The organism is Kitasatospora setae KM-6054, from assembly GCF_000269985.1.
In the GTDB taxonomy this organism is placed as follows: Bacteria; Actinomycetota; Actinomycetes; order Streptomycetales; family Streptomycetaceae; genus Kitasatospora; species Kitasatospora setae.
The window spans coordinates 66,828-90,967 of sequence record NC_016109.1 but is presented as its reverse complement, the minus strand read 5'-3'; the positions used below and the strand labels follow the sequence as shown (position 1 = coordinate 90,967).

General features: G+C 74.3%; 21 protein-coding genes. 17 read left to right on the top strand and 4 right to left on the bottom strand.

Annotated elements, in window-relative coordinates; genetic code table 11:
* Window positions 1-80: 80 nt before the first annotated feature.
* The 6 genes from manB (at window position 81) to KSE_RS00350 (ending at window position 7,812) form a co-directional block, all read left to right on the top strand.
* Window positions 81-1,454, top strand: a complete 1,374-nt coding sequence (manB, locus tag KSE_RS00375; protein ID WP_014133251.1) for a phosphohexomutase domain-containing protein — start codon at window positions 81-83, stop codon at window positions 1,452-1,454.
* Window positions 1,455-2,356: 902 nt separating this feature from the next.
* Window positions 2,357-3,553, top strand: a complete 1,197-nt coding sequence (gene wecB, locus KSE_RS00370) for a non-hydrolyzing UDP-N-acetylglucosamine 2-epimerase (protein ID WP_014133250.1) — start codon at window positions 2,357-2,359, stop codon at window positions 3,551-3,553.
* Window positions 3,553-4,305 carry a hypothetical protein gene (locus KSE_RS00365; protein ID WP_014133249.1) on the top strand — a complete coding sequence of 251 codons (753 nt, stop codon included), beginning with the start codon at window positions 3,553-3,555 and terminating at the stop codon, window positions 4,303-4,305. The genes wecB and KSE_RS00365 overlap by 1 nt, the downstream gene beginning before the upstream one ends.
* 10 nt (window positions 4,306-4,315) lie before the next feature.
* Entirely contained in the window at window positions 4,316-5,569 is a 1,254-nt protein-coding gene (locus tag KSE_RS00360; protein WP_014133248.1) for an FG-GAP repeat domain-containing protein, read from the top strand.
* A gap of 105 nt (window positions 5,570-5,674) precedes the next feature.
* Window positions 5,675-6,934, top strand: a complete 1,260-nt coding sequence (locus tag KSE_RS00355; RefSeq protein WP_014133247.1) for an acyltransferase family protein — start codon at window positions 5,675-5,677, stop codon at window positions 6,932-6,934.
* 92 nt (window positions 6,935-7,026) lie between these two features.
* A complete protein-coding gene (locus KSE_RS00350) occupies window positions 7,027-7,812 on the top strand; it encodes an alpha/beta fold hydrolase (protein WP_014133246.1) in 786 nt (261 codons plus the stop codon).
* Window positions 7,813-7,906: 94 nt separating this feature from the next.
* Here KSE_RS00350 and KSE_RS00345 read toward each other — a convergent pair whose 3' ends face one another.
* The 4 genes from KSE_RS00345 to KSE_RS00330 form a co-directional block, all read right to left on the bottom strand.
* Window positions 7,907-8,881 (bottom strand): LLM class flavin-dependent oxidoreductase, encoded by a 975-nt coding sequence (locus KSE_RS00345; RefSeq protein WP_014133245.1) that lies wholly within the window; start codon window positions 8,879-8,881, stop codon window positions 7,907-7,909.
* 10 nt (window positions 8,882-8,891) lie between these two features.
* Complete coding sequence (locus KSE_RS00340; protein WP_231873103.1) at window positions 8,892-9,452, bottom strand: hypothetical protein; 561 nt, start codon at window positions 9,450-9,452, stop codon at window positions 8,892-8,894.
* A gap of 47 nt (window positions 9,453-9,499) precedes the next feature.
* Complete coding sequence (locus tag KSE_RS00335) at window positions 9,500-10,345, bottom strand: alpha/beta hydrolase (protein WP_014133243.1); 846 nt, start codon at window positions 10,343-10,345, stop codon at window positions 9,500-9,502.
* Between the two features lie 245 nt (window positions 10,346-10,590).
* Window positions 10,591-12,039, bottom strand: a complete 1,449-nt coding sequence (locus tag KSE_RS00330; RefSeq protein ID WP_014133242.1) for an MFS transporter — start codon at window positions 12,037-12,039, stop codon at window positions 10,591-10,593.
* Window positions 12,040-12,213: 174 nt separating this feature from the next.
* On the opposite strand from KSE_RS00330, the gene KSE_RS00325 reads away from it, so the two are divergent.
* The 11 genes from KSE_RS00325 (at window position 12,214) to KSE_RS00275 (ending at window position 23,965) form a co-directional block, all read left to right on the top strand.
* On the top strand, window positions 12,214-13,131 hold the full coding sequence (locus KSE_RS00325) for a helix-turn-helix domain-containing protein (RefSeq protein WP_014133241.1): 918 nt from the start codon (window positions 12,214-12,216) through the stop codon (window positions 13,129-13,131).
* Window positions 13,132-13,515: 384 nt separating this feature from the next.
* A complete protein-coding gene (locus KSE_RS00320) occupies window positions 13,516-14,151 on the top strand; it encodes a dTMP kinase (protein WP_014133240.1) in 636 nt (211 codons plus the stop codon).
* Window positions 14,138-15,820: a GH3 family domain-containing protein gene (locus KSE_RS00315; protein WP_014133239.1), complete on the top strand. Its 1,683-nt coding sequence runs from the start codon at window positions 14,138-14,140 to the stop codon at window positions 15,818-15,820. Before KSE_RS00320 ends, KSE_RS00315 begins: the two co-directional genes overlap by 14 nt.
* A 167-nt stretch (window positions 15,821-15,987) precedes the next feature.
* The gene (locus KSE_RS00310) at window positions 15,988-16,845 is read left to right on the top strand and encodes a class I SAM-dependent methyltransferase (RefSeq protein WP_014133238.1); all 858 of its coding nucleotides are present in this window, start codon (window positions 15,988-15,990) and stop codon (window positions 16,843-16,845) included.
* A 1-nt stretch (window position 16,846) separates the two neighbouring features.
* Window positions 16,847-18,292 (top strand): NAD(P)/FAD-dependent oxidoreductase, encoded by a 1,446-nt coding sequence (locus KSE_RS00305; RefSeq protein WP_014133237.1) that lies wholly within the window; start codon window positions 16,847-16,849, stop codon window positions 18,290-18,292.
* On the top strand, window positions 18,289-19,461 hold the full coding sequence (locus KSE_RS00300; RefSeq protein ID WP_014133236.1) for a hypothetical protein: 1,173 nt from the start codon (window positions 18,289-18,291) through the stop codon (window positions 19,459-19,461). The genes KSE_RS00305 and KSE_RS00300 overlap by 4 nt, the downstream gene beginning before the upstream one ends.
* Window positions 19,458-20,246: a DUF6182 family protein gene (locus tag KSE_RS00295; RefSeq protein ID WP_014133235.1), complete on the top strand. Its 789-nt coding sequence runs from the start codon at window positions 19,458-19,460 to the stop codon at window positions 20,244-20,246. The genes KSE_RS00300 and KSE_RS00295 overlap by 4 nt, the downstream gene beginning before the upstream one ends.
* Window positions 20,243-20,923, top strand: coding sequence for a substrate-binding domain-containing protein (locus KSE_RS00290; RefSeq protein ID WP_051055072.1), 681 nt, complete (start codon window positions 20,243-20,245; stop codon window positions 20,921-20,923). Before KSE_RS00295 ends, KSE_RS00290 begins: the two co-directional genes overlap by 4 nt.
* Entirely contained in the window at window positions 20,920-21,693 is a 774-nt protein-coding gene (locus KSE_RS00285) for an alpha/beta fold hydrolase (protein WP_014133233.1), read from the top strand. Before KSE_RS00290 ends, KSE_RS00285 begins: the two co-directional genes overlap by 4 nt.
* The gene (locus KSE_RS00280) at window positions 21,687-22,541 is read left to right on the top strand and encodes a class I SAM-dependent methyltransferase (RefSeq protein WP_014133232.1); all 855 of its coding nucleotides are present in this window, start codon (window positions 21,687-21,689) and stop codon (window positions 22,539-22,541) included. Before KSE_RS00285 ends, KSE_RS00280 begins: the two co-directional genes overlap by 7 nt.
* Before the next feature lie 92 nt (window positions 22,542-22,633).
* A complete protein-coding gene (locus tag KSE_RS00275) occupies window positions 22,634-23,965 on the top strand; it encodes a cytochrome P450 (RefSeq protein WP_014133231.1) in 1,332 nt (443 codons plus the stop codon).
* Window positions 23,966-24,140 lie beyond the last annotated feature (175 nt).

Below are 24,140 nucleotides of genomic sequence, written 5' to 3'. Positions count from 1 at the left end.
CCCGCCCCGTCCGGCCCCGCCCCGCCGAGAACCACCGGGCCCGACAGCGGCCCCCCGAGCACGCACCCGGAGGAACACCCATGCCGCTCAGCCGGCCGCACAGCCTCGACCTCTCCCCACTCGTCAACACCCACGACCTGCGCGGAACCGTCCCCGACCAGTGGGACGAACGGATCGCCGAACTGTTCGGCGCCGCCTTCGCCCGCGTCACGAAGGCCCAGGCCCTCGTCGTCGGCCACGACACGCGCTCCTGCGCCCCCGACCTGGCACTCGCCTTCGCCCAGGGCGCGGCCCTGTACGGCACGGCGGTCACCGACATCGGCCCCTGCACCAGCGACCAGCTGTACTTCGCCTCGGGAGAACTCGCCCTGCCCGGGGCGATGTTCACCGCCCCGCACGGCCCCGCGGGCTACCACGGCCTCACCCTGTGCCGGGCGGGCGCCGCGCCCCTGGGACAGGACGCCGCCCTCGCCGAGATCCGCGCCCTGGTCGAGCGGTGGGCCGTGCACGGGGCCCCGCCCTCCTTCGTCCCCGTCGGCACGATCAGGCGCCGCGACGTCCTCGGCGACTACGGGGCCCGCCTGCGCGCCCTGGCCGGCCTGCGGGGCATCCGCCCGCTGACGGTCGTCGTGGACGCCGGCGACGGCCCGGGCCGGCACAGCGCCCCCGCCGTCCTCGCGGCCCTGCCCCTGCGCGTGGTCCCGCTGCCCGCCGGCCCGGACACCGCCCCCGCCCACGCCCGGGCCGACCCGCTCGCCCCGGCCGCCACCGCCGCCCTGCGGGCCCGCGTGGTCGCCGAGGGCGCCGACCTCGGCCTGGCCCTGGACGGCGGACGCTGCGCCGTCGTCGACGAACGCGGCGAGAGCGTCCCCGCCCCGGCCCTCGCGGCCCTGCTCACCGCCCGCGAAATGGACAGGCACCCCGGCGCCACCGTGGTCCACGACCTGGCCACCTCCCGGTCGGTCCCCGAAGCGGCCGCCGAATACGGCGGCAAGGCGGTCCGCACCCGGGTGGGGCACACCTTCGTCCGGGAGGAGATGGCCGCCACGGGAGCGGTCCTGGGCACCGGACGCGCGGGGCACTACTACTTCCGCGACTTCTGGAACGCCGACAGCGGCCTGCTCGCCGCCCTCCACCTCCTGGCCGCCCTGGACGACCGCTCGGGCCCGCTCTCGGCCCTGGTCGCCCCCTGGGACCGCTACCGCTCCTGCGACGAGACCGACATCGCCACCGACGACCCGCAGGGCCGCACCGCGGCGCTGCGCGCCGCCTACGCCCGCCACGAGGACGTCATGCTCGACGACCTCGACGGCCTGACGGTGACGGCACACGACTGGTGGTTCAACCTGCGCCCCTCCACCACCCGGCCACTGCTGCGCCTCAACGTCGAGGCCCGGGACGCGGCGACGCTGGGCAGCGTCCGCGAGGAGGTCCTGCGCCGCCTGCGGGCGTGAGGGCCGGCGGGCCGCCCCGCGGGTCCTCCTGGCCGGGTTCTGGCCTGCCGGGGTGTCCCGTCGTCCGCCAACTGCCGCCTTGGGCCCCCGTGTTCGCCGTCCGCGAGCGCGGGGGCTTCGTCGTGCCCGCGCTGTTCGGGTGGGGGAGGTCCTGCGTGGCCTGCGGGCGTGAGGGCCGGCGGGCCGCCCCGCGGGTCCTCCTGGCCGGGTTCTGGCCTGCCGGGGTGTCCTGCCGTCCGCCAACTGCCGCCTTGGGCCCCCGTGTTCGCCGTCCGCGAGCGCGGGGGCTTCGCCGTGCCCGCGCTGTTCGGGTGGGGGAGGTCCTGCGCCGTCTGAGGGCGTGAGGGCCGGCGGGCCGCCCCGCGGGTCCTCCTGGCCGGGTTCTGGCCTGCCGGGGTGTCCTGCCGTCCGCCAACTGCCGCCTTGGGCCCCCGTGTTCGCCGTCCGCGAGCGCGGGGGCTTCGCCGTGCCCGCGCTGTTCGGGTGGGGGAGGTCCTGCGCCGTCTGAGGGCGTGAGGGCCGGCGGGCCGCCCCGCGGGTCCTCCTGGCCGGGTTCTGGCCTGCCGGGGTGTCCTGCCGTCCGCCAACTGCCGCCTTGGGCCCCCGTGTTCGCCGTCCGCGAGCGCGGGGGCTTCGCCGTGCCCGCGCTGTGCAAGTCCCGGGATGCCTTCGTTGACGGACAGATAGCTCACGGGAAAGATATCTATCAGCCGAAGGGAGCCCGCCAGGGCCCACCGGCGAAAGACCCCGGCTTCCACGAAGACGTGAGCCACCGAAGGCCCTCCTCTCGGGCCGCCCGGCACCGGGCCGGCCGAGGAGCCTCCGAAGAACATCGCGCCGACGCGGCAACCGCCCCTGGTTCCGCATGCCCTGACCAGACCACAGCAAAGGAAAAAGACATCATGCGGTCCGTAGCAGTAGTCCTCGGGACCCGGCCGGAGGCCATCAAGTTCGCGCCGGTCATCCGGGCACTCCAGGCCGACCCCCGCTTCGACCCCGTCGTCATCTCCACCGGCCAGCACCGGCAGATGCTCGACGACACCCTGGAGGCGTTCGGCCTCAAGCCGGACATCGACCTGGAGATCATGGCCCCCAAGCAGACCCTCTCCCAGGTCACCTACCGCTGCCTGCGCGGCCTGGGCGAGCAGTTCGGCAAGCTCTCCACCGAGGCGGTCCTGGTGCACGGCGACACCGCCACCACCCTCGCCGCCGCCCTCTCCGGCTTCCACCACCAGATACCCGTCATCCACGTCGAAGCCGGCCTGCGCAGCGGATTCCTGGGATCGCCCTTCCCCGAGGAGGGCAACCGCCGCCTCGTCGCCCAGATCGCGGCCCTCCACCTCGCGCCGACCCCCGGCAACCACGCCAACCTGCTGCGCGAGGGCATCGCCGAGGAGACCATCGTCGTCACCGGCAACACCGTCATCGACGCCCTCCAGTGGGCCAGCGGACGCTCCGACTCCTACGGGGACCCGGCCCTCGCCGACCTGGACACCGACCCGCGGCGGGTCATCCTCGCCTCCGCCCACCGCCGCGAGGCCTGGCCGCACCTGCCCCAGATCGCCCAGGCCCTGGTCGACATCGCCGACGAGCCCGACGTACGCGTCATCGTCCCGCTGCACCGCAACCCCGTCGTCCGCGAGGCGATGCTCCCCCGGATCGGCGGACACCCGAACATCACCGTCGTCGACCCGCTGCCCTACCTCAGCTTCAGCAAGCTCATGCGCCGCGCCGACATCATCGTCTCCGACAGCAGCGGCTCCCAGGAGGAAGGCCCCGCCCTGGGCAAGCCCACCCTGGTCCTGGGCAGCGTGACCGAACGCTCGGAGGCCGTCGTCGCCGGCACCGCCCGGCTGGTCGGCACCACCACCGAGGGCATCGTCGCCGCCACCACCGAACTGCTGCGCAACCCCGCCGAGTACCTGCGCATGGCCACCGCCGCCAACCCCTACGGCGACGGCTGCGCCACCGAGCGCACCGTCGGCGCCATCGCCCACTTCTTCGGCGACGGCCCCGCCGTGGACCCCTTCGTCCCCGGCGTCGAGGTCGACGAGTTCGCCGTGGAGCTCGCCCGCCGCGCACCGTTCGCGAGGGCCTGATGCCCCGTAACGCCGAGACCCCGCTCAACTTCAGCGGCCCGCGCGTCCAGGCCCTCCTCGTCCAGGACGTGAAGGACTACCACGTCAGCGGACCGGCCGTCGTCGTCAACACCGGCACCAGCGACGTCCACCTCGCCCGCACCCCGCGCAAGGCCATCCCCCCGCTCTCCTCCACCATCCTCACCGGCGTCCGGATCGAGGAGGCCGCCTCCCTCCTGATCCTGCGCGTCAAGGACGACACCGACATCGCCGGCATCGCCCGCGAACCCGGCTGGGACCTCCTGGGAGACCTCCTCGGCGACAGCACCACCCCCACCGAGGACGCCACCCTGCCCTTCCCGCGCGACACCCCGCTCTGGAAGAGCCCCCAGGACCACGCCGGCCTCATCGAACTGGACCCCGCCCACCTGCTCGCCGAGCGCGCCGAACCCCGCCGCCTCCAGCCCTTCGAGATCAGGGCCAACCTCTGGTTCGCCCCGGCCGGCACCGACTGCTTCATCCACAACCAGCACGACTTCATCGAGGTGCACACCCAGCTCCACGGCCTGGGCCGGATGCAGAAGTTCACCGAGCAGGACCACAGCACCCTCTACGAGGACCTGCCGATGAGCCCTGGCTACACCACTTCCCAGCCCTTCTGCTCCACCGGCCCCGACGGCACCTACCTCTACCCCTGGCACCAGTACCGCGCCGACACCGACTGCGTCTGGCTCGCCGTCGAGTACCACCCCATGCCCCACCGACACCCGTAGGAGAAGGACCATGACCGCCAACGACGCATCCCACCTGCGCGCCCCCCGCTTCGCCGCCGAGATCGTGGCCGACCAGCTGCGCGACGGCTACTGGCTGGAGGCCCCCGACATCGACAACGACAACAAGCCGGACCTGTTCGGCTACGGTCTGCGGCTCGGCGAGATCTACTGGTACCAGAACGGCGAGAAGTGGACCCGCCGCCTGGTCGCCGACAAGATCAAGATGCCGGTCGGCGCGGACTTCGCCGACATCAGCGGCAACGGCCACCCCGACATCATCGTCTGCTACGACCTCTACGGCCCGATCGGCACCATCCAGGACGCCAACACCGCCGGCGGGAAGATCGACTGGCTGGAGAACCCCGGCAGCCCGGACAAGGACGAGTCCCGCTGGAAGCGGCACTACGTCGGCCGCGCCACCGGCATGCACCGCCTGCGCGTCGGCCACTTCACCCAGACCGAGCGCCTGGAGATCATCGGCCTGCCGATCGTCGCCAAGGAGGACGTCCACGCGGTCCTGCCCGTCGTCCTGTTCACCCAGCCCGACGACGTCCAGAGCGCCGAGGAATGGCCGATGACGGTCATCGACGACAGCCACTTCCGCATGATCCACGGCGCCGAGAAGAAGCCGGGCCTCATCCCCGGCTCCGACCGCGACTCCCTGCTCCTGGCCTCCGACGAGGGCGTCACCTGGCTCTACTGGGACGACTCCGCCAAGGAATGGGTCCGCAAGCTCATCGGCACCGGCGAACTCACCCAGTTCGAGCAGACCGGCTTCCGCGGCAGCGGCGACCTCAACGCCGGCCGCATCGGCGACGACCCGATGGCCTACGTCGCCGCGATCGAGCCCTTCCACGGCAACACCGTCGCCGTCTACACCAAGACCACCGACGGCCCGGCCGGCGAGGCCGAGTGGAAGCGCACCCTGCTCGACGTCTACGGCGACCCCAACGAGAACGGCGAGGGCCCCGGACACCAGATCGTGTGCGCCGACTTCGACGGCGACGGCGAGGACGAGTTCCTGGTCGCGCTGCGCGGACCGTGGCCGTGGCAGGGCGTCATGTACTACAAGGCGATCGACCTGGAGAACGGCGTCTGGGCCAAGTGGCGCGTCTCCGACGAGTCCGTCGCACGCATCGCCACCGCCGACTTCAACGGCGACGGCCGCCTCGACTTCGCCACCATCGCCTACTCGGTCCAGCACTACTACGTGGCCAAGGACGCCAAGCTCATGCTCTACCGCAACGAGATCGAGCAGCAGTAGCCCGGCCCCCGGGGCGGCCGTCCAGGACGGCCGCCCCCACCCCCGCCCCCACCCCCGCCCCGCGCCCGCCCCGCGCCCGCGACGATCCCGGAAAGCAGCCCCGCCATGTCCTCGACGCCCCCTGCCACCCCCCGCGCCGCCGCCGGCGCCAAGCCCGCCGCCCTGGCCAAACTGCCCTCACTGACCGGACTGCGGTTCTTCGCGGCGCTGGCGGTCTTCTTCTTCCACTCCACCCTGAGCAACTCCCCGATCCCGCCCAACGCCCCCATCAACCCCTTCGCCGACAAGGGCCTGGCCGGCTTCCTGGAGACCGCCTTCAGCAAGTCCGGCTACCTCGGAGTGTCCTTCTTCTTCGTCCTCAGCGGATTCGTCCTCGCCTGGGCCTCACGCCCCGGCGAGCGCGTCACCGCCTTCTGGCGCCGCCGGATGCTCAAGATCTTCCCCAACCACCTGGTCGTCTTCGCCGCCTCGATCGTCCTGTTCGCCGGCGCCGCCGTCACCGGCACCGCCCAGTGGCTGCCGAACATGCTGCTCGTCCACACCTTCTTCCCGCAGCCGGACATCAACCTCAGCGTCAACCCCCCGAGCTGGTCCCTCGGCAGCGAACTCCTCTTCTACGTCCTCTTCCCGCTGCTCATCATCCCGATCCGCAAGATCGCCGGTAAGGCGCTGTGGGCCTGGTCCGCCGTCATGGTCGCCGGCACGGTCGCCGTCCAGCTCGTCTCCACCTACCTCGTCCCCGCCACCCCGAAGTCCGCCATCACCCCCGTCTCCGACCTGCAGTTCTGGTTCGGCTACCTCTTCCCGCCGGGCCGCGTCTTCGAGTTCGCCCTCGGCATCCTGCTCGCCCGCATCGTGATGAGCGGCAAGTGGCCGCGCCAGATAGGCATCGGCGTCTCCTTCGCGCTGACCGCCGTCGGCTACGGCGTCGCCCTCCTGGTCCCCTTCCAGTACAGCTTCGTCGTCGCCATGATCATCCCCGTCAGCGCCCTGATCTGCTCCGTCGCCGCGGCCGACGTCGACGGCCGCCGCACCCGGCTGCGCGGACCCGTCATGCAGCTGCTCGGCGAGATCTCCTTCGGCTTCTACCTCGTCCAGGGCGTCACGATCTTCTACCTGCGCTCCCTGCTCGGCGCCCACACCTACAGCGCCCCGGTGGCCCTCCTCGTCGTCATCGGCTTCCTCGCCGCGTCCCTGCTGGGCGGCTGGCTCCTGTTCCGCTTCGTCGAGATGCCGGCCATGCGCCGCTGGAGCCGCAGCCGCAGGCCCGCCACCGCCACGCTCCCCGCCGCGCTCCCCGCCCAGGACACCGACCAGGACACCGACCGCAGCGCCCGCCCCGTCACCGCCGCGAGCCGCACCTGACCGGCCGCCCCCGACCCGCACCAGCCCCCGACCCGCACCAGCCCCCGACCCGCACCAGCCCCCGACCGCCCCCGCCCAGGAAGACGCCGACCATGCCGACCGTCCACGCAGCAGGAACAGACGTCCACTACCGCACCGAAGGAACCGGCCCCGGCCTGCTCCTCGTCCACGGCTCCACCGCCGACTCCGAGACCAACTTCGCCGACCTGCGCCCCCGCTTCACCGCGCGGCACACCGTCATCACCCCCGACTACGCCGGCAGCGGCCTCACCGCACTGCCCGAGGGACCACTGACCCTCGACCACCTGGTCGCCCAGGTCACCGCCGCCGCCCGCGCCGCGGGAGCGGACCGCTCCGCCCCCGTCGACGTGGTCGGCCTCTCCCTCGGCGCCGTCGTCGCCGCGGCCCTGGCCGCCCGGCACCCGCACCTCGTGCGCCGCCTCGTCCTGGTCGGCGGCTGGGCCCGCAACGACGACCCCCGCCAGGAAGCGCTCCTGGGCCTCTGGCGCCGCCTCGCCGACCTCGACACCGAGGCCTACCAGCAGTTCATCACCCTGCTCGCCGTCTCCCCGGCCGGCCTCGCCGGACTGGACCGCGCCGCCCTCGCCAAGGCCGCCTCCACCGCCGTGCCCTCCGAGGGAGCCCGCCGCCAGATCGACCTCGACCTCACCGTCGACATCCGCGACCTCCTGCCCGCCATCCACACCCCGACCCTGGTCGTCGGCGCCACCCAGGACCAGGTCATCCCCGTCGGACACTCCCGCGAACTCCACCGCGCGATCCGCGGCAGCCGCTACGCGGAGATCGACAGCGGCCACAACATCCCCTACGAGCGACCCGCCGAACTCACCGCGCTCATCACCGACTTCCTGCGCTGACACCACCGCCCCGACCACGAAGTGGCCCCTCCCCGCGAGAACGGGGGAGGGGCCACACGTGGTCGGGGCGAGCGGGCGCGGCGGACCGGGAAGGTCACACCACCGCCGTCGCGAGAGCGCCACCGCGCTCCGTCAGCCCGAAGGCCTGCGCCAGCAACTGGAGGGACCGCAGCCGGTCCTCGGGATCGTGCGTCAGGGTGTTCACCACGATCTCCCCGACCCCGTGCTCCGCGGCCAGGCCGGTGAGCACCTCACGCACCCGCTCCGGCGTCCCCGCCACCAGGGCCCGGCGGTTGACCGCCGCCCGCTCCGCCTCCGCCCCCGTCCACCGGTGGCGACGCGCCGTCGCGGGCGAAGGCAACGGCAGATCCTGCCCCAGGTCCTTACGGCTGCGCCACAGCAGCAGCCCCTGCGCCAGCTCCTGCGCCTTCGCGTCGGTGTCCGCGGTCACCACCCGCACGGCGAGCACCCCCTCGGCCGGCGGCCGGGCCCCCGAGGCGGCGTACTCCCGCCGGTAGTCCTCCAGCGCCGCCCGCCCGGGAGCGGGAGCGAGGAAGTGCGCGAAGGCGAACGACGTCCCCAGGCGCCCGGCCAGCGCCGCCGAACTGCCCCCCGCCCCCAGCAGCCACATCTGCGGCCCGGCCCGCCGCGCGTCCTCGGCGCCCGAACCCGGCGCCGACATCCCCAGCAGCCGCCGCAGTTCGTCGAGCTGCTGGGGGAAGCGGTGCGCCGGACCACCCGCGCGCCCGATCCCGAGATCGACCCGGCCCGGATACACCGACGCCAGCACGGTGAACACCTCCGCCACCTTCAGCGGCTCGTAGCGGGGCAGCAGCACCCCGCCCGTCCCCACCCGCAGGTGGCGGGTGCGCGCGAGCAGGGCCCCCGCCAGGATCTCCGGCGCGGTGCCCGCGAAACCCGGCGAGTTGTGGTGCTCGGCCACCCAGTAGCGGGTGAAGCCCAGGCGGTCGGCGGCCTCGGCCAGGTCGACGGAGGCACGCAGCGCCTCCGCGGGGGAGAAGTCCTCGCCGACCGGGGTCTGGTCGAGGACGGACAGGCGAATCGACATGGCGGATACCTCAGTTCGTGTGGTCGGAGCCGACCGCGGCCATCGTGGCGGGCACGATCCGGAAATCCCGCTGGAAGACGAGATTGTGCAGGTCGGCGGTGATGATCGCGCGCAGGGTGGGAAGTTCGGCCTTCGCCTGCGCCGGAGTGAAGACGTTCAGCGGCCACTCGCCGACCGTGGCCCCCCGCAGGTGCGGGTGGTGGAAGTTGCGCCCGTAGTGCGCCGCCAGGGTGATCGGCTCGATGCCCTCCGAACGCTGCTCCGGCCAGGACAGCGTCCACAGCGCGGCCACCCCGCCGTCCGCCGTGCGCCGCACCCCCGTCCCCTCGACCTTCCCCGTCCCGTTCAGCAGGTGGGCGTTCACCTCCTCCAGCGCCTCCAGCGCGTAGGGGGCGAGCAGGGCCACCGCCGAGAGGAACAGGTCCTCCTTCCCCCGGCGGCTCGTCGCCTCACCGTGCGAACCGTCCCGCAGGTCACCGAAATGCCGCAGCAGCGCGGTGACATGGGGCAGGGCGGCGGTGCCGGCGCTCGCCGGGACGGTGCCGGTGGCGCTCTCGGGGACGCTGTTCACGGGCTTCTCCTTCTGGGACGGCCGCCGGTACGGCGGCACGGACAAGATCAACTGGCACTACTGCTACTGCTACTGCTACCGCTACCGCTGCGGCTCGGGCCCGACGCCAGCAGCCGCAGCCGCAGAGCCGCCCCCAGCCACTGCCGCAACTGCCCCTGGGGCAGCAGGAAAGCCGCGTGGAGCATCTGCGGGAACTCCTGGAACACCACCTCGTTGCCCGCCGCCCGCAGCCGCCGCGCGAAGTCACGGACGTCGTCCGCCACCGGATCCAGCGCCCCGACACTCAAGATCGCGGGCGCCAGCGCACCGAGGTCCTCGACCTCGAACGGCGTACTGGGGTAGCCGCGGCCGCCGTCGCTCCCGCGGAAGTCCTCCCACGCCGAGACCAGCGACTCCCGGGTCGGGAAGTTGTCCAGGTACCGCGTGTACGACGGGGCACGGCACTCGGGATCCAGCGGCGGATACGCCAGCACCTGGGCACTGAGCGGCTGCCCCCGGTCACGACGCACCAGGGCCGCCAGCGCCGCGAGCGTGCCCCCCGCGCTGTCACCCCCCACCGCCACCGGCGGCAGGCCCTCCTCCTCGGCCCGCTCCTGGGCCCAGTCCAGCACCGCCAGGACGTCCTGGAGCGCGGCGGGATGCCGGTGCTCCGGCGACAGCCGGTAGTCGACGCTGACCACGGTGCACGCCGCCTGCACGGCGAGGTCCGCGCACGCCCGGTGCCAGCCCTCCGCCGAACCGCTGCGCCAGCTCCCGCCGTGCGCCCAGACCAGCCAGCCGCGGTGCCCGGCGGCGGGGCGCAGGATCCGCACCGGCACCGGGTGCTCCCCGCCCGGCACGAGAGCCGATTTCCACACGATCTGTCCGGGGGTGCCGGTGGCCGAACCCGTCATGATCCTTCTCCGTTTCGCAGACCTGTCGGGAAGAGAGAGCCCGTGCTCGTACGACGGCGGCCGGCCCCGGGGCGCACTCCCGCGCCCGCGACCCCCGGCACCACCCGCCGCGCGGTACCCGCCACCCGGCGGGTACCGCGCTCGGGGCCCGGCCCGGGGGAAGCCGGGAGCCCCACCCTCCCGGCGGCCCCGCGGGGGCGGCAACACCGACCTGGCCAGATGGCGGCCGTCTGGTGCCGGGTGGGTCAGGGGGTGGGGGTTTTGCGGGTGTGGAGGAAGAGGGCGGTGGTGAGGGTGCCGGCGAGGACGAGGGCGGTGTTGACGAGGACGGCGAGGGTGACGCCGTCGAGGACGGTGGTGTGGGTGGCGTGGGTGGTGATCTGGGTGGTGGCGATGGCGCTCATGATGGGGGTGCCCATGGTGATGCCGATCTGCTGGGTCATGGTGGCCAGTCCGGTGGCCATGCCCTGTTCGTGGTCGGGCAGGCCGGAGGTGGCGGTGACCATGAAGCCGACGATGACGAGCATGTTGCCGATGCCGCCGAGGAAGGTGGCGGTGAGCAGGACGGCCATGGAGGTGCGGGTGTCGCCGAGGGTGAGCAGGGCGGCGGTGGCGGCGGCTTGGAGGAGGCCGCCGGTGATGAGGGTGGCCTTGGTGCCGATGCGGGCGATGACCTTGGCGGCGAGGGAGCCGCCGATGACGGTGCCGATGCCCAGGACGCCGAAGGAGAGGCCGGCGGCCAGGGGGGAGAAGTCGAGGACTTCCTGGAGGTAGAGGGTCATCAGGAAGACGAGGGAGGTCTCGGTGAGGAAGGCGATGAGGCCGGCGATGTTGCCCCAGATGACGGTGGGGCGCTTGAGGATGGTGACGGGGACCAGGGGTGCGGGGGCCTTGCTCTCGACGAGGTAGAAGGCGATGAGGAGCAGGAGGCCGGCGGCCAGGGAGATCAGGGCGGTGGGGTCGCTCCAGCCGTTCTCGCCGGCGCGGGTGAGGCCGAAGACGAGGGCGAGCAGGCCGAGGGTGACGGTGAGGGCGCCGGGGATGTCGAGGCGGGGGCGCTGGTCGGGGCGGGATTCCTTGATGACGCCGGGGGCGATGAGCAGGACGGCGAGGGCGACGGGGACGTTGATGAAGAACGACCAGCGCCAGGACAGGAGGTCGGTCAGGACGCCGCCGAGGATGGCGCCGGTGGTGAAGCCGGCGGACATGAGGGCGCCGTTGAGTCCGAGGGCCTTGTCGCGCAGGGGGCCTTCGGGGAAGGAGGTGGTCAGCAGGGACAGGCCGGCGGGGGTGACGGCGGCGGTGGCCAGGCCCTGGGCGATGCGGGCGGCGATCAGGATGCCCGGGGAGGTGGCCAGGCCGCCCACCAGGGAGGACAGGCCGAGCAGGGCCAGGCCCGCGAGGAACAGGCGCCGGCGTCCGAAGAGGTCGGCGACGCGGCCGAAGAACAGGGTGAACCCGGCGGCGCACAGCGCGAACGACGTCGCGATCCACTGCAGGTTCGACAGGGAGAACCCGAGGCCCTTGCCGATCACCGGCAGGGCCACGTTCAGGATCGAGAAGTCCACCGCGAGCATGAACTGCGCGACCAGCAGCACCACCAGCAGCAGCCGCAGGCGCCCCGTCATCCGTGCCGGTGGCGACCCCGCCCCCCGCACCCCGCCCGAAACCGACGCCTCATCAACGACCGACATCACACACTCCTCATCCATCGCGGTGCTTACGGAGAAGAGCCTGCCGCCGCCGGCGCGGCCTACCCAGACCTCTGAGGTGAGTACCCAGCCCACGACTGGTCGCCCGGAGACTACTCATCACAGGGATACCTTTGAACACCCCGCCCGCCCGCGGCGCGGGGCACACTGAGAGCCATGGACACACCATCCGTGCTGGGAGACTTCCTGCGCAGCCGACGAGCCCGGCTCCAACCGGAGGACGTGGGCCTGCGGGCCTACGGAGCCCGCCGACGCGTCCCGGGACTACGACGCGAGGAGCTCGCCCAACTGGCCGGCGTGAGCGTCACCCACTACACCCGCCTCGAACAGGGCCAGAGCACCAACGCCTCCGACGCCGTCCTCGACGCGATCGCCCGCGCGCTGCGCCTGAACACCGACGAGACCGCGCACCTGCGCGACCTGGCCCGCCCCGCCGCCCCCGCCCGCCCCGCCCCGCTGCGACCGGACTACGCCCGCCCCGCCGCCGCCCAGCTCATCGCCGCCATGACCGACGTGCCCGCCGTCATCCTCGACCGCCGCAACGACGTCCTGGCCTGGAACCCGCTGGGCCACGCACTCCTCGCCGGCCACATCGACTACACCGCCCCCCAGTCGCCCTCGGAACGCCCCAACCTCACCCGCATGCTCTTCCTCGACGAGCACACCCGCGAACTCCACACCGCCTGGGAGGACGAGGCCAAGACATCCGTCGCGGCACTGCGCCTCACCGCCGGCCGCCACCCCGACGACCGCCGCCTCGCCGAGCTGATCGGCCAGCTCGCGATGAAGAGCGACGAGTTCGCCGGGATGTGGTCACGCCACCCGGTCCGCAGCTGCACCTTCGGCACCAAGCTGCTGCACCACCCCTTCGTGGGGGCACTGGAGCTGTCCTTCGAGAGCATGCAGCTGGCGGACGACTCCGGGCAGCGGATGCTCGCCTACAGCGCGCCGGCCGGATCGCCCTCGCAGGCCGGACTCCAGCTCCTGGCCGGAACCCTGCTGAGCCACCCGCCGCACGGCGCCCGCCCCGCCGCCCGCGGACACCTCGCCGGCGAGAAGCCCCGCGACAGGTAGACCCGCACCACCGCGCCACCGCGCCACCCGGAACGGGACGGACGGCCTTCGCCGTCCGTCCCGTTCCCGTTCCCGCTGCCGTTCCCCTTCCCGCTGCCGTTCCCGCTGCCGTTCCCGTTCCCGCTGCCGCGCCGCAGCCCCCGCCGCCCCCGCCGCCCCGGCGCCGCGCCGGGTGCCCCCGCCGTGTCCGAGCCGGCGGCCGCCGCGAAAGCGCCCCCCTTTCCGGCAGACCGGATACACCTCTGCCAAGTTGCCACGATCGCAGCGGGTTACCGCCCCGCAGACGGAAAACCCCCGCCCGCTCCCCTAACGTCGGCGCAGGGCCGCAGCCGTGCCGGCCGCGACGCGCCACGGGGAACCGTCCCTCACAAGGAGCGATGATCCATGCCGGAACACCACCCTGCCTTCTGCGTCCTCCTCGGGCCCGACTACGCGGGCAAGTCCTCGGCACTCTCCCTGCTGCGCGACACCGTGCCGTGGCGGACCCTCTCCGTCGACGACACCCACCTCGCACCGGAGCACACCCTGCTCACCAGCCTGCGCCGGGACCTGGTCCGCGAGGTCGCCGGACGGCCCGGCGCGTGGTCACCCGACTTCCTCGCCACGATGCTGCAGACGGCCGCCGTACACCTGCGCGACCGGCTCTGCGCCGACCCGCACACCCCGGCCGTCGTCGACTCCTACTACTACAAGCTCCTCGCCAAGGGCCGGCTGGCCGGCGCCGACGACCACGCCGGCTTCGCCTGGTGGCGCACCTTCCCCCAGCCGCGCCGGGTCGTCTACCTCGACGTGCGCCCCGCCACCGCCTGGCGCCGCAGCCACGACGGCCGCGACCTCAACCGCCTGGAGTACTACGGCCCCCAGCCGACCGCGGACGGCTTCACCCGCTACCAGGGCGATCTCGCGAAGACGATGCACGACGAGATCGCCCACCTCCCGGTGACGGTGATCGACGGACACGGCGACCCCGCGCAGACCGCGCAGGCCATACGAAAGGTACTCGCGCATGAACTCGGCTGAAGCCTGGACCGACCCCGACCGCCTGCGCCGCTACCGCGAACGGGTCTTCCACGAACGCGCCCGCCTGCGCGCCGCCCTCGCCGACGCCCCCGGCCGGCGCCGACACGTCCTGGCGGACCTGCTGGAGTTCAACGCCGGCACCCACTACGGCCGCGAGCACGGCTTCGCCGCCATCCGCACCCTGGACGACTTCCGCAAGGCCGTACCCGTCCAGGACTACACCGCCCTCGGGCCGTGGATCGAACGGGCGGCCGCCGGCGAGCACAACGTCCTGACCGCCGACCAGCCCGCCGTGTACTTCACCAGCAGCGGCACCACCGGCGCCCACAAGAAGATCCCCGTCACCCCGCGCTTCATGCACACCACGTTCTTCCCCTTCTACTACGCGGCCTGGGCCCCCCTGATCGAGCACTTCCCGGACGTCCTCGACCGGCCGGACGCCGTGCTCAACCTCAAGCACGACCCCCTGACGGCCCCGCCCACCACCGCCTCCGGACGCCCCCACGTCGGCGCCAGCCAGGTCGACTTCGGGACGAGGTTCGGCGAACCGCTCTCCGCGGAACCCGGCACCGGCGCCCCCTGGGCCGTCCTGCCCGCCCACGTCGACGCCGGCGCGCACCTGGAGAAGATGTACCTGCGGCTGCGCCTGGCGGTGGAGAGCGACGTGCGCTGCGTGATCGGCATCAACCCCGCCATGATCGCCGCCCTGCCGCACCAGCTGAACCTGTGGTGGCCCAGGATCCTCAAGGACATCGCCGACGGCACCCTCGGCGGCCTGCCCCACGGCGCCCCCAACCCGCGGCGCGCCGCCGAACTGGAGCGGATCGCCGCCCGCCACCACACCGTGCGCCCCGCCCACATCTGGCCGCGCATGCGCGCCCTGTTCTGCTGGACCACCGGACTGGCCTCCCTCTACCTGCCCCGGCTGCGCGAGGAGTTCGGCCCGGACGTGGCCCTCCTGCCCGCACCGGTCGCCGCCTCCGAAGGGCCGGTCGGGGTCGCGCTCGACCGGCACCCCAGCGCCGGGAGCCTGGTCGTCACCGCCGCCGTCCACGAGTTCGCCGACGCCGAGGACGACCTCACCCCCGACACCGAGACCCTCCTGCCCGAGGAACTCGAGACCGGCCGCGACTACCACGTGGTCTTCAGCCACGTCGGCGGCCTCTACCGGTACGCCGTCGGCGACGTGGTCCGCGTCGTCGACCGCGCCGGGGGCGCGCCCCGCCTGGAGTACACCGGCCGCAGCACCCGGTCCGACGCGGCCGGCGAGCGGCTGCGCGACGCCCAGGTGACCCGCGCCCTGGCCGTCGCCCTGGGCCGTACCGGCCTCGAACTGCGCAACGTCGCCTGCCGGGTCCGGCCCTCCGCGCCCGGCGCCGCGCCCGGCTACGAGTTCGCGCTCTCCCCCCGCGCGCCCTGGAACGAGGACGGGAGCCGGCGCTTCCTCCACCTCCTCGACGCGCAGCTGGGCACCGAGTCCGCCGGCTACCGCACCGCCCGCGCCGGCGGCCGGCTCGCACCCCCCACCCTCCTGCGCCTGGCCCCCGAGGCCTTCGCCGAGGACTGGCAGGCGGCCGTCGCCTCCGGCATCCGGCCCACCCAGGTCAAGGACCGGCTGTTCCGCCAGGACGACGCCCAGTGGGCACGACTGACCGACGGCCACCACTGACCGACGGCCACCACCGGCCGCACGGCCACCACTCACCGACGGGCACCACTCACCGACGGCCACCACTCACCGACGGGCACCACTCACCGACGGGCACCACTCACCGACGGCCACCACTGACCGACGGGCACCACTCACCGGCCGCACGGCCCGGGAAGGACACCCCCATGACCGCCTCACTCGACGCCGTCGAACGCACCGCCCTGCTCACCGCGGCCCTGCGGGCCGCCGAGACCCGGCGCCCCGACCGGCTCTACGAGGACCCCTACGCCGACGCGCTGGCCGGCGACATCGGCCCCGAACTCCTGGCCCAGGTGCGGGCCGCCACCTTCCCCGCCGACGGCGAGCGCACCCTGCCCAGCACCCCCGACTACAACGCGATCCGCACCAGGTTCTTCGACGACTACCTGAAGGAGGCGGCCGCCGACCCCGCCACCACCCAGATCGTGCTCGCCCCCGCCGGCATGGACTCGCGCGCCTACCGCACCGACTGGCCCGCGCGCGTACGGTGGTTCGAGGTCGACCGCCCCGCCGTCCTCGCCTACAAGCAGCAACGCCTCGGCGCCGTCCAGGCCCGCACCGACCACCGCAAGGTCGCCGTCGACCTGACCTCACCCGACTGGGAACAGGACCTCCAGAACGCCGGCTACGACCCGTCGGCGCCCTCCACCTGGCTGCTCGAAGGGCTGCTCTACTACATCCCCGAGGCCGACACCCACCGCATCCTCCAGCGGGTCGCCGCGATCTCCGCCCCCGGCAGCCGGATAGCCGCCGACATCGTCAACGCCGACGCCCTGACGCTCGCGCACATGCGCGGACTGCTGGACGTGTTCGAGAGCTGGGGCTGCCCCTGGCTGTTCGGCACCAACGAACCGGAAGCCCTCTTCGACCAGTACGGCTACACCACCCGGGCCCTGCAGCCCGGCGAGGACGGAGCCGACTTCGGCCGCTGGCCCGACCCCGTGCCGCCGCGCTCCGTCCAGGGCGTGCGCCGGGTGTTCTTCGTCCACGGCAGGCGGCGCTGACATGCCCGTGGCCGTCATCGCGGGAGGCAGCATCGCCGGCCTGGCCGCCGCCCTGGCCCTGCACGGCATCGGCTACCGCGTCCACGTCCTCGAACGCGGGGACGAGCCGCCACCGCGCCGGGCCGGCGAAGCCGCCCCGGACCGCCCCCGCCCCACCGCGCCGCAGGCCCTGCACTCGCACACCCTCACCTCGCTGGGCCTGCGCGTCCTGCGCGAACGCGCCCCGCAGGTCCTGGCCGCGGCCCGGGACGCCGGCGCCCACCTGCTCGACCTCACCCTGGCCATGCCCGCCGGCGCCACCGACGCCGCCCGCGAACCCGGCGACGACGAACTGGCCGCCCTCGGCTGCCGCCGCCCCACCCTCGAACGCGCCCTCCACGACACGGTACGCACCCTGCCCGGCGTCACCCTCCACCACCGCGCGACCCTCGCCGCCCTGGAACTCGACCCGGCGCGACGGGCGGTGCGCGCGGTACGCACCACCGCCGGCGAACGGCTGCCGGCCGACATCGTCGTCGACGCCACCGGCCGCACGGCCGCACACCGGGCCTGGCTGCGCGACGCGGGCACGCCCCCGCCCGAGGACCGCGCCGAGCCCTCCGGCCTGCGCGGCCACACCCGCGTCTACCGGCTCCGCTCCGCCACCGCCCCCGGCCCCCTCAACCGCGGCAACGCCGCCGGCGACATCTGGGACCACTACGCGGGCGTCCTGCACCCGGGCGACGGCGACACCTTCTCCATCGCCCTGGCCACCCTGCCCGGCGACCGCGGCCTGAGCGCACTGCGCACCGCGGCCGGCTTCACCGCCGCGGCCCGCGCCACCCCCGGCCTGGGCCCCTGGCTGGCGGACGGCGTCAGCGAACCCCTCTCCCCGGTCCGCGCCATCACCGCGCCGCCCAACACCCTGCGCGGCGCCGCCCTGGCCCCCCGGCCCCCCGTCACCGGGCTCTACCCGCTGGGCGACGCCGCCTGCACCACCAACCCCCTCTTCGGACGCGGCATGTCCCTCGCCCTGGAACACGCCTTCCGCCTCGCCGACCTGCTCGCCGCCCACCCCCGGCCCGGCGAGGAAGCCGCCCACGACGCGGCCCGGCTCACCACGACCCTCCTCCTGCCCTGGTACGAACACTCCGCCGCCGCCGACCGGGCCCGCATCGCCCGCTGGCAGGCCGCCGTCGACGGCGCCGCGCCCCCGCCGCCACCCCCGGCGGACCCGGCGGACCCGCCCGGCCCCGCCGCCCTCGCCGCGGCCGCCGCCACCGACGCAGTCGTCTGGCGCGCCCTGACCCGCACGCTGATGACCCTGGCCACCCCCGCGCAGGCCCTGGGGGACGACAAGATCCTCGCCAGGATCCGCCAGGCACCCCCGCCCCCCGCCCGCCCGCAGGCCCCGCCGCACGCCGAACTCGTCCGCCTCGTCACCCAGGCGGCCGGAGCCCGCCCGTGAGCGCCCGCCCGTCCGTGAGCGCCCGCCCGCCCGCACCGGCCCACCAGGACGCCGCCGCCCCCCGCACCCGCCGCGTCCTGCTCGCCCCCATCACCGTCACCCCGTCCAAACCCCTGACACCCAGCCACCTCAAAGGGCTGCTGTGGACCGACGTCATGTACCGGGCCACCCAGCCACTGGCCCACGTCACCTACCGCTACAGCCACACCACCTACCACCCCACCGAACAGACCCTGGGATTCTGGGAGTACCTCGACCGCACCCAGGGCGACACCGACTACGCCGACCTCAGCGAGGAACAGATCGGCGCCCACTACGTCGCCTTCCGCGCCGAACCCGACCGCCCCCCGGCCCACCACCTGCAGCCCTACCAGGACGCCGTCGAGCAGGGCTGGGTCCACCCCGCCTCGGCACGGATCCTGAGCCTGTGGGCCGGGCACTACCGCGGCCTGGGCCTGCACGACCCCGGACTCCAGGCCCACCAGCCCCCCGGCCTCACCCTCGACGAGGCGTTCACCACCCTGCGCGCCCACGGCATGTGCCTGGACCAGCGCCCCTTCGGCGGCCCCGTCCACCTCGACCTCACCCGGCACGGCCTGCCCCTGCGCCAGATCGTCACCCGCGACGGACGACCCAACTACCTCGCCTGCGCACTGCGCGAACTCATCCCCCTCGCCGGCGACTTCGACGAGATCGTCCTGCTCTACGACCCCGAACTGGACCCCGACTACCAACTGCTGGAACGCGTCCTGACCGCCCTCGGCCCCACCGTCCGCCGGATCCCCGTCGGCCGCGTGCCCATCGACGGCCGCATCCGCTCCGCCCGCCACGGCGGCGACCCCGGGCACCACGCCGCCGCGCTGCTCACCGCCGCCCACGCCGACCACGACGCCGACGCCGTACGCCTGGGCATGCGCCTCTACTTCATCGCCGTCCTGGGCCCCGGACAGCAGCAGTCCTTCCGCCCCGACCTGCTGCGCCAGTGCCTGGGCCGCGCCCAGCGGCTGCTGGCCGCCGCCGCCCCCGCCGACCCCGCCCACCTGGCCGGCCTCCTCGGCGGGCACCGCCGCGACCACACCTACGTCGACCCGTACCGGCTCACCTCCGCCCTGCTCGGCAAGCGCCGCGCCGCACCCGCCCGCGACCTCCTCACGGAGGTGTTCGTATGAGCCCGAGCCCGAGCCCGGTCCTGGACCCCGCCCAGGACCGGCTGCGCCACGCCGCGGCGGGCCGGGTCCGCCGCGCCCGACCGGACCTCGCCGCCCGCTACGACCTGGACACCACCGAGGGCCTGCTCGAAGCCCAGCAGGCCGTCGCCACCAGGGCGGGGGACGGGGCGGGGGAGGAGGGCACCCTGGCCGCCGTCGTGGTGCGCCACGTCGACCTCGCCGCCTGGGTACGCTCCACCTGCGAGTTCGCCCTCGCCCTGGACCCGGCCCTGGCACGGCCCTGGCGCCGCTCCTTCACCCGCACGGTCTTCCTCGCGGGCAACCCGGACAACCTGCGCGAGCGCTTCCCGTTCGCCCACACCGGCGCCGGCGCCGCCTGGACACCGCCGGGACCGGACAAGGACACCGCCGCCCTGCGCAGGCTCCTGAAGACCTTCGACGGGCCGGCCGGGCCGCCCGCCCGGCCCGCCACCGACATCCTCATCCCCGCCGGCCCCGGCCCCCACGGCCCCGGCGGCCGGGCCGCCCGCCACCGCGACCTCTACCTCGCCACCGCGGGGTGCACCCTCTCCGAAGCCCTGGTGCACCTCAACCACATCCTGGTCGAGGCGGTCCTGGACGGGCTGATCGCCCCGGGGGAGCGGCTGACCCTGCGCCAGATCCCCCGGCTCACCGGCATCGAAGCGCCGTTCGCCGCCCTGCGCGTCGTCGCGGAACCCCACCGCCGCGGCCGGCTCAAGGCCGCCGCCGCCCTCACCGAGGAGATCCCCCCGTGCCCGCAATGAGCGCACCGGCCACCGCCGCGACCGCCGCCCTCCCGGAACCCGCCGCCGCGACCGCCGCCGAGCCCGCCGCCGGGACCATCCGGCTCGGCTACCACGGCTCACCCGAGGTCGCCCACCGCGTCACCGCCCTCGCCGGCCTCCCCGAGGCCACCGTCACGCTCCACCCGTACGACATCACCGACCCCTTCCGCGGCCTGCGCGAGGGCGACCTCGACCTCATCATCGTCAAGTTCTCCCTCCGCGAACCCGACCTCGCCGTCAGCCGGGTCCTCACCCACGACGCCCGCGCCGTCGTCGTCGGCGCCCGCCACCCACTGGCCGCCCGCACCTCCGTCTCCGTCGAGGAACTCGCCGACCACGACGCCTTCCACCGCCCCGGCGACCTCCCCGCCTACGTCTGGGACGAAGTCGTCCCGCCCCGCACCCCCGCCGGCCGCCCGATCCGGCGCCGCCACCGCGTCACCGACATCCCCCGCATGATGGCCCTGGTCGCCGAGGGCGCCGCCGTGCACCTCTCCCTGATCTCCCTCGCCGACGTCGCACCGCCCACCGTGCGGATCGTCCCCGTCCACGACCTGCCGCCCGCCCCCGTCGCCCTCGCCTGGCACCGCGCCACCGGACTCCCGCCCCACGCCGCCCGCTACGTCACCGCGGCCGAACAGGCGGCCTCCCGGTGACCGCACCCACCAGAACCCCCGTCGTCCTGCTGCACGCCCTCTCCCTGCACGCCTCGATGTGGGACCACCACACCCAGGCCCTACGCGCCCGCGGACACCAGGTCATCGCCTTCGACCAGCGCGGATTCGGCACCACGCCCCTCGGCACCGCGCAGCCCTCCCTCGACGTCGTCGCCGACGACCTCGCACGGCTCCTCGACGACCGCGGCATCGACCGCGCCGTCCTCGCGGGCTCCTCCATGGGCGGCTACGCCGCCATGGCCTTCCTCGCCCGCCACCCCGGCCGCACCGCCGCCCTCGCCCTGCTCTCCGCCCGGGCCACCGCGGACACCCCCGAAGCCCGCGCCCAGCGCCTGCGCTTCGCCGACCTCGTCGAGGACGCGCCCACCCGCGCGACGGTCATCGACCAAACCACCCCGCTCCTGGTCGGCGCGACCACCCGCGCCCGCCACCCCGAGATCCTCGCCCGGCTGCTCGCCGACGCCCGGGCCGCGGACCCGAAAGCGCTCGCCTGGGCCCAACGGGCCATCGCCGCCCGCCCCGACGCCACCGCCACACTGCGCGCCACCGACGTGCCCGCCGTGGTCATCGCCGGCGACCAGGACGCCCTGGTCGGCTACGAGGAGTCCCGGCAGACCGCCGAGGCACTTCCCCAAGGCCACCTGGTCAGCATCCCGGACGCCGGACACCTGCAACCACTGGAGGCCCCGGCCGCCGTGGCCGACGCGCTGCACGGCCTCCTCGACCGGATCGGAGACACACCGTGCTGACCGAGGACCACCGCGCCTGGGGCCACACCGCCTCCACCGGCCTGGGCTTCACCCACCACGCCATCGTCGACACCCACTTCCGCGCCTGCCGCGACCCCTACCTCGACCTGCTCCGCCAAGCCGGACTCCAACCCGGCTGGCACGTCCTGGACGCCGGCTGCGGCCCCGGCGACTTCCTCCCGGCCATCGCCGGCCACATCGGCCCCCGCGGCCGGATCACCGCACTCGACCTCGCCCCGGAGAACGCCGCCCTCGCCGCCGAACGCGTCAGCGCCGCACCGCCCGGCTGCCCCGTCGACGTCCGCCAGGGATCCGTGACGGACCTGCCCCACCCCGACGACACCTTCGACGCCGTCTGGTGCTCCAACACCGTCCAGTACCTCGACGACACCCAGCTCGACCGCTTCCTGGCGGAAGCGATCCGCGTCACCCGCCCCGGCGGCCTCCTCGCCATCAAGGACCTCGACGCCCACCTCATCACCCTCCGCCCCGGCGACCCCTACCTCTTCCAGGACTTCTTCCGGACGGCCGGCCGCACACCGGGCTACGCCCGCCAACTGCTCCGCTCACGCGAGCTGTACCGGCGGATGAGGCGCGCCGGCCTCACCGACGTCCGCCAGCGGACCGTCCTGATCGAACACCACGCCCCGCTGTCACCCGACGCGCTGGACTTCTACACCCAGGCCTGCGACCGGCTCGCCCGCCAGGCGGAGCAACTCGGCCTGAGCCAGGAGTGGCAGCGCCTGCGCCACGACAAGGACAGCCCCCAGCACCCGCTCAACCACCCCGACGGCTACATCAGCGAGGGCAACGTCCTGGCACTCGCCACCGTGCCACCCGCCCCCTGACCCACCCGCACCCGCACCCGCGGGCCCGCGCCGCCCGCCGGCCCGCGCACCCCCCGACCCAGCCCCCCGACCCGACGAGGAGAACCCAGCCGATGCCCGCCCCCGCCCCGTGCCCGCCCGCGCCCGGCCAGGTGCCCCTGCTCGGCCACGCCCCGGCCCTGCTGCGCCGCCCGCTGTCCTTCTTCGAGGCCACCCGGACCGCCGAACCGCTCGTCCGGGTGGGCTTCGGACCGATCCGCCTCTACCTGGCCAACGACCCCGCCCTGGTACACCGGATCCAGGTCGACACCGACTCCTTCGAACGCGGCCGCTTCTTCGAACGGCTCGCCAGCAACTTCGGCAACCCGCTCATCGCCTCCGACGGCGCCGAGCACCAGCACCAGCGACGCGCCCTCAAACCCGCGTTCAGCCGCCGAAGCGTCCGCGACCACACCTCCGCCATCACCGAGGAGACCGAACGGCGCATCGGCGCCTGGCGCCCGGGCACGGTCGTCGCCGCCGACGAGGAGATGTCGGACCTGGTCGCCGCCGTCGTCCTGCGCAGCCTCTTCAGCACGCGCCTGAGCCCCACCACCGTCCGCGACATCCGCGAGACGCTGTTCCTGATCGCCCGCCGACTCCTCGTACGCACCGTCTTCCCCGACATCGTCAGCTCCCTGCCCACCCCCGGCAACCGCCGCTTCGCCGCCTCCGTCGGCCGCTTCCACACCACCGTCGACGAACTGATCCGCGAGCGCCGCGCCAACCCCCGGCCGCACCACGACATCCTGCAGACCCTGCTCACCACCCGCCACCCCGCCACCGGCGCCCCGCTCAGCGACACCGAGATCCGCAGCGAGTTCCTGATGCTGCTGTTCGCCGCCCTCGAAACCACCAGCACCTCCCTCAGCTGGGCGGTGTTCGAGGTCGCCCGACGCCCCGACGTGCAGCACCGCCTGCAGAACGAAGCCGACACCGTGACGGCCGGCGGCCCCCTCGGCTACGACCGCCTCAAGAACCTCACCTACACCCGCCAGGTCATCGACGAGACCCTGCGCCTGCACGCCCCCATGCTCTTCACCCGCCGCGCCCGCCACGACGTCACCCTCGCCGGGATCACCGTCCCCGCCGGCTCCGAGGTCGGCTACAGCCCGCGAGCCGTGCACCGCGACCCCGGCCTCTACCCCCACCCAGCCGCCTTCGACCCCGACCGCACCGCCCCCGACAGCGCAACCGACCGCCCCCAGGGCGCCTACTTCCCCTTCGGCACCGGCCCGCACCGCTGCATCGGCGAACACCTCGCCCTCACCACCATGACCACGGCCCTGGCCACCCTCGCCACCAAGTGGAACCTGCGGATCGCCCCCGGCACCCGCATCCGCGAGACCAACAGCTCACTCCCGCACCTCAGCAGCCTCCCACTGCTCCCCACCCCCCGCGGATGACCGCCCCCGCCGGCCCCGGCAGGGCCGGGGCCCTCCGGTGCCGCGCCCACGCGGCACCCACCCGCGAGGAGACCGCCACGCCGTCCCGCCCCCCGCCGCGCACACCACCGCGGACAAGCCGGCCGAGGACCAGGCCGCCGAAGCCGCCGAGGGCGAGCAGCAGCCGGCCCCGCCC

Bases quoted from the DNA above. Each gene is read 5' to 3' on its own strand.
- KSE_RS00345 (WP_014133245.1), bottom strand. From the start codon at position 8,881: ATGTCGATTCGCCTGTCCGTCCTCGACCAGACCCCGGTCGGCGAGGAC.
- KSE_RS00365 (WP_014133249.1), top strand. From the start codon at position 3,553: ATGCCCCGTAACGCCGAGACCCCGCTCAACTTCAGCGGCCCGCGCGTC.
- KSE_RS00310 (WP_014133238.1), top strand. From the start codon at position 15,988: ATGACCGCCTCACTCGACGCCGTCGAACGCACCGCCCTGCTCACCGCG.
- manB (WP_014133251.1), top strand. From the start codon at position 81: ATGCCGCTCAGCCGGCCGCACAGCCTCGACCTCTCCCCACTCGTCAAC.
- KSE_RS00355 (WP_014133247.1), top strand. From the start codon at position 5,675: ATGTCCTCGACGCCCCCTGCCACCCCCCGCGCCGCCGCCGGCGCCAAG.
- KSE_RS00335 (WP_014133243.1), bottom strand. From the start codon at position 10,345: ATGACGGGTTCGGCCACCGGCACCCCCGGACAGATCGTGTGGAAATCG.
- KSE_RS00330 (WP_014133242.1), bottom strand. From the start codon at position 12,039: ATGTCGGTCGTTGATGAGGCGTCGGTTTCGGGCGGGGTGCGGGGGGCG.
- KSE_RS00350 (WP_014133246.1), top strand. From the start codon at position 7,027: ATGCCGACCGTCCACGCAGCAGGAACAGACGTCCACTACCGCACCGAA.
- KSE_RS00360 (WP_014133248.1), top strand. From the start codon at position 4,316: ATGACCGCCAACGACGCATCCCACCTGCGCGCCCCCCGCTTCGCCGCC.
- KSE_RS00320 (WP_014133240.1), top strand. From the start codon at position 13,516: ATGCCGGAACACCACCCTGCCTTCTGCGTCCTCCTCGGGCCCGACTAC.
- KSE_RS00305 (WP_014133237.1), top strand. From the start codon at position 16,847: ATGCCCGTGGCCGTCATCGCGGGAGGCAGCATCGCCGGCCTGGCCGCC.
- wecB (WP_014133250.1), top strand. From the start codon at position 2,357: ATGCGGTCCGTAGCAGTAGTCCTCGGGACCCGGCCGGAGGCCATCAAG.
- KSE_RS00315 (WP_014133239.1), top strand. From the start codon at position 14,138: ATGAACTCGGCTGAAGCCTGGACCGACCCCGACCGCCTGCGCCGCTAC.
- KSE_RS00275 (WP_014133231.1), top strand. From the start codon at position 22,634: ATGCCCGCCCCCGCCCCGTGCCCGCCCGCGCCCGGCCAGGTGCCCCTG.
- KSE_RS00325 (WP_014133241.1), top strand. From the start codon at position 12,214: ATGGACACACCATCCGTGCTGGGAGACTTCCTGCGCAGCCGACGAGCC.
- KSE_RS00290 (WP_051055072.1), top strand. From the start codon at position 20,243: ATGAGCGCACCGGCCACCGCCGCGACCGCCGCCCTCCCGGAACCCGCC.
- KSE_RS00295 (WP_014133235.1), top strand. From the start codon at position 19,458: ATGAGCCCGAGCCCGAGCCCGGTCCTGGACCCCGCCCAGGACCGGCTG.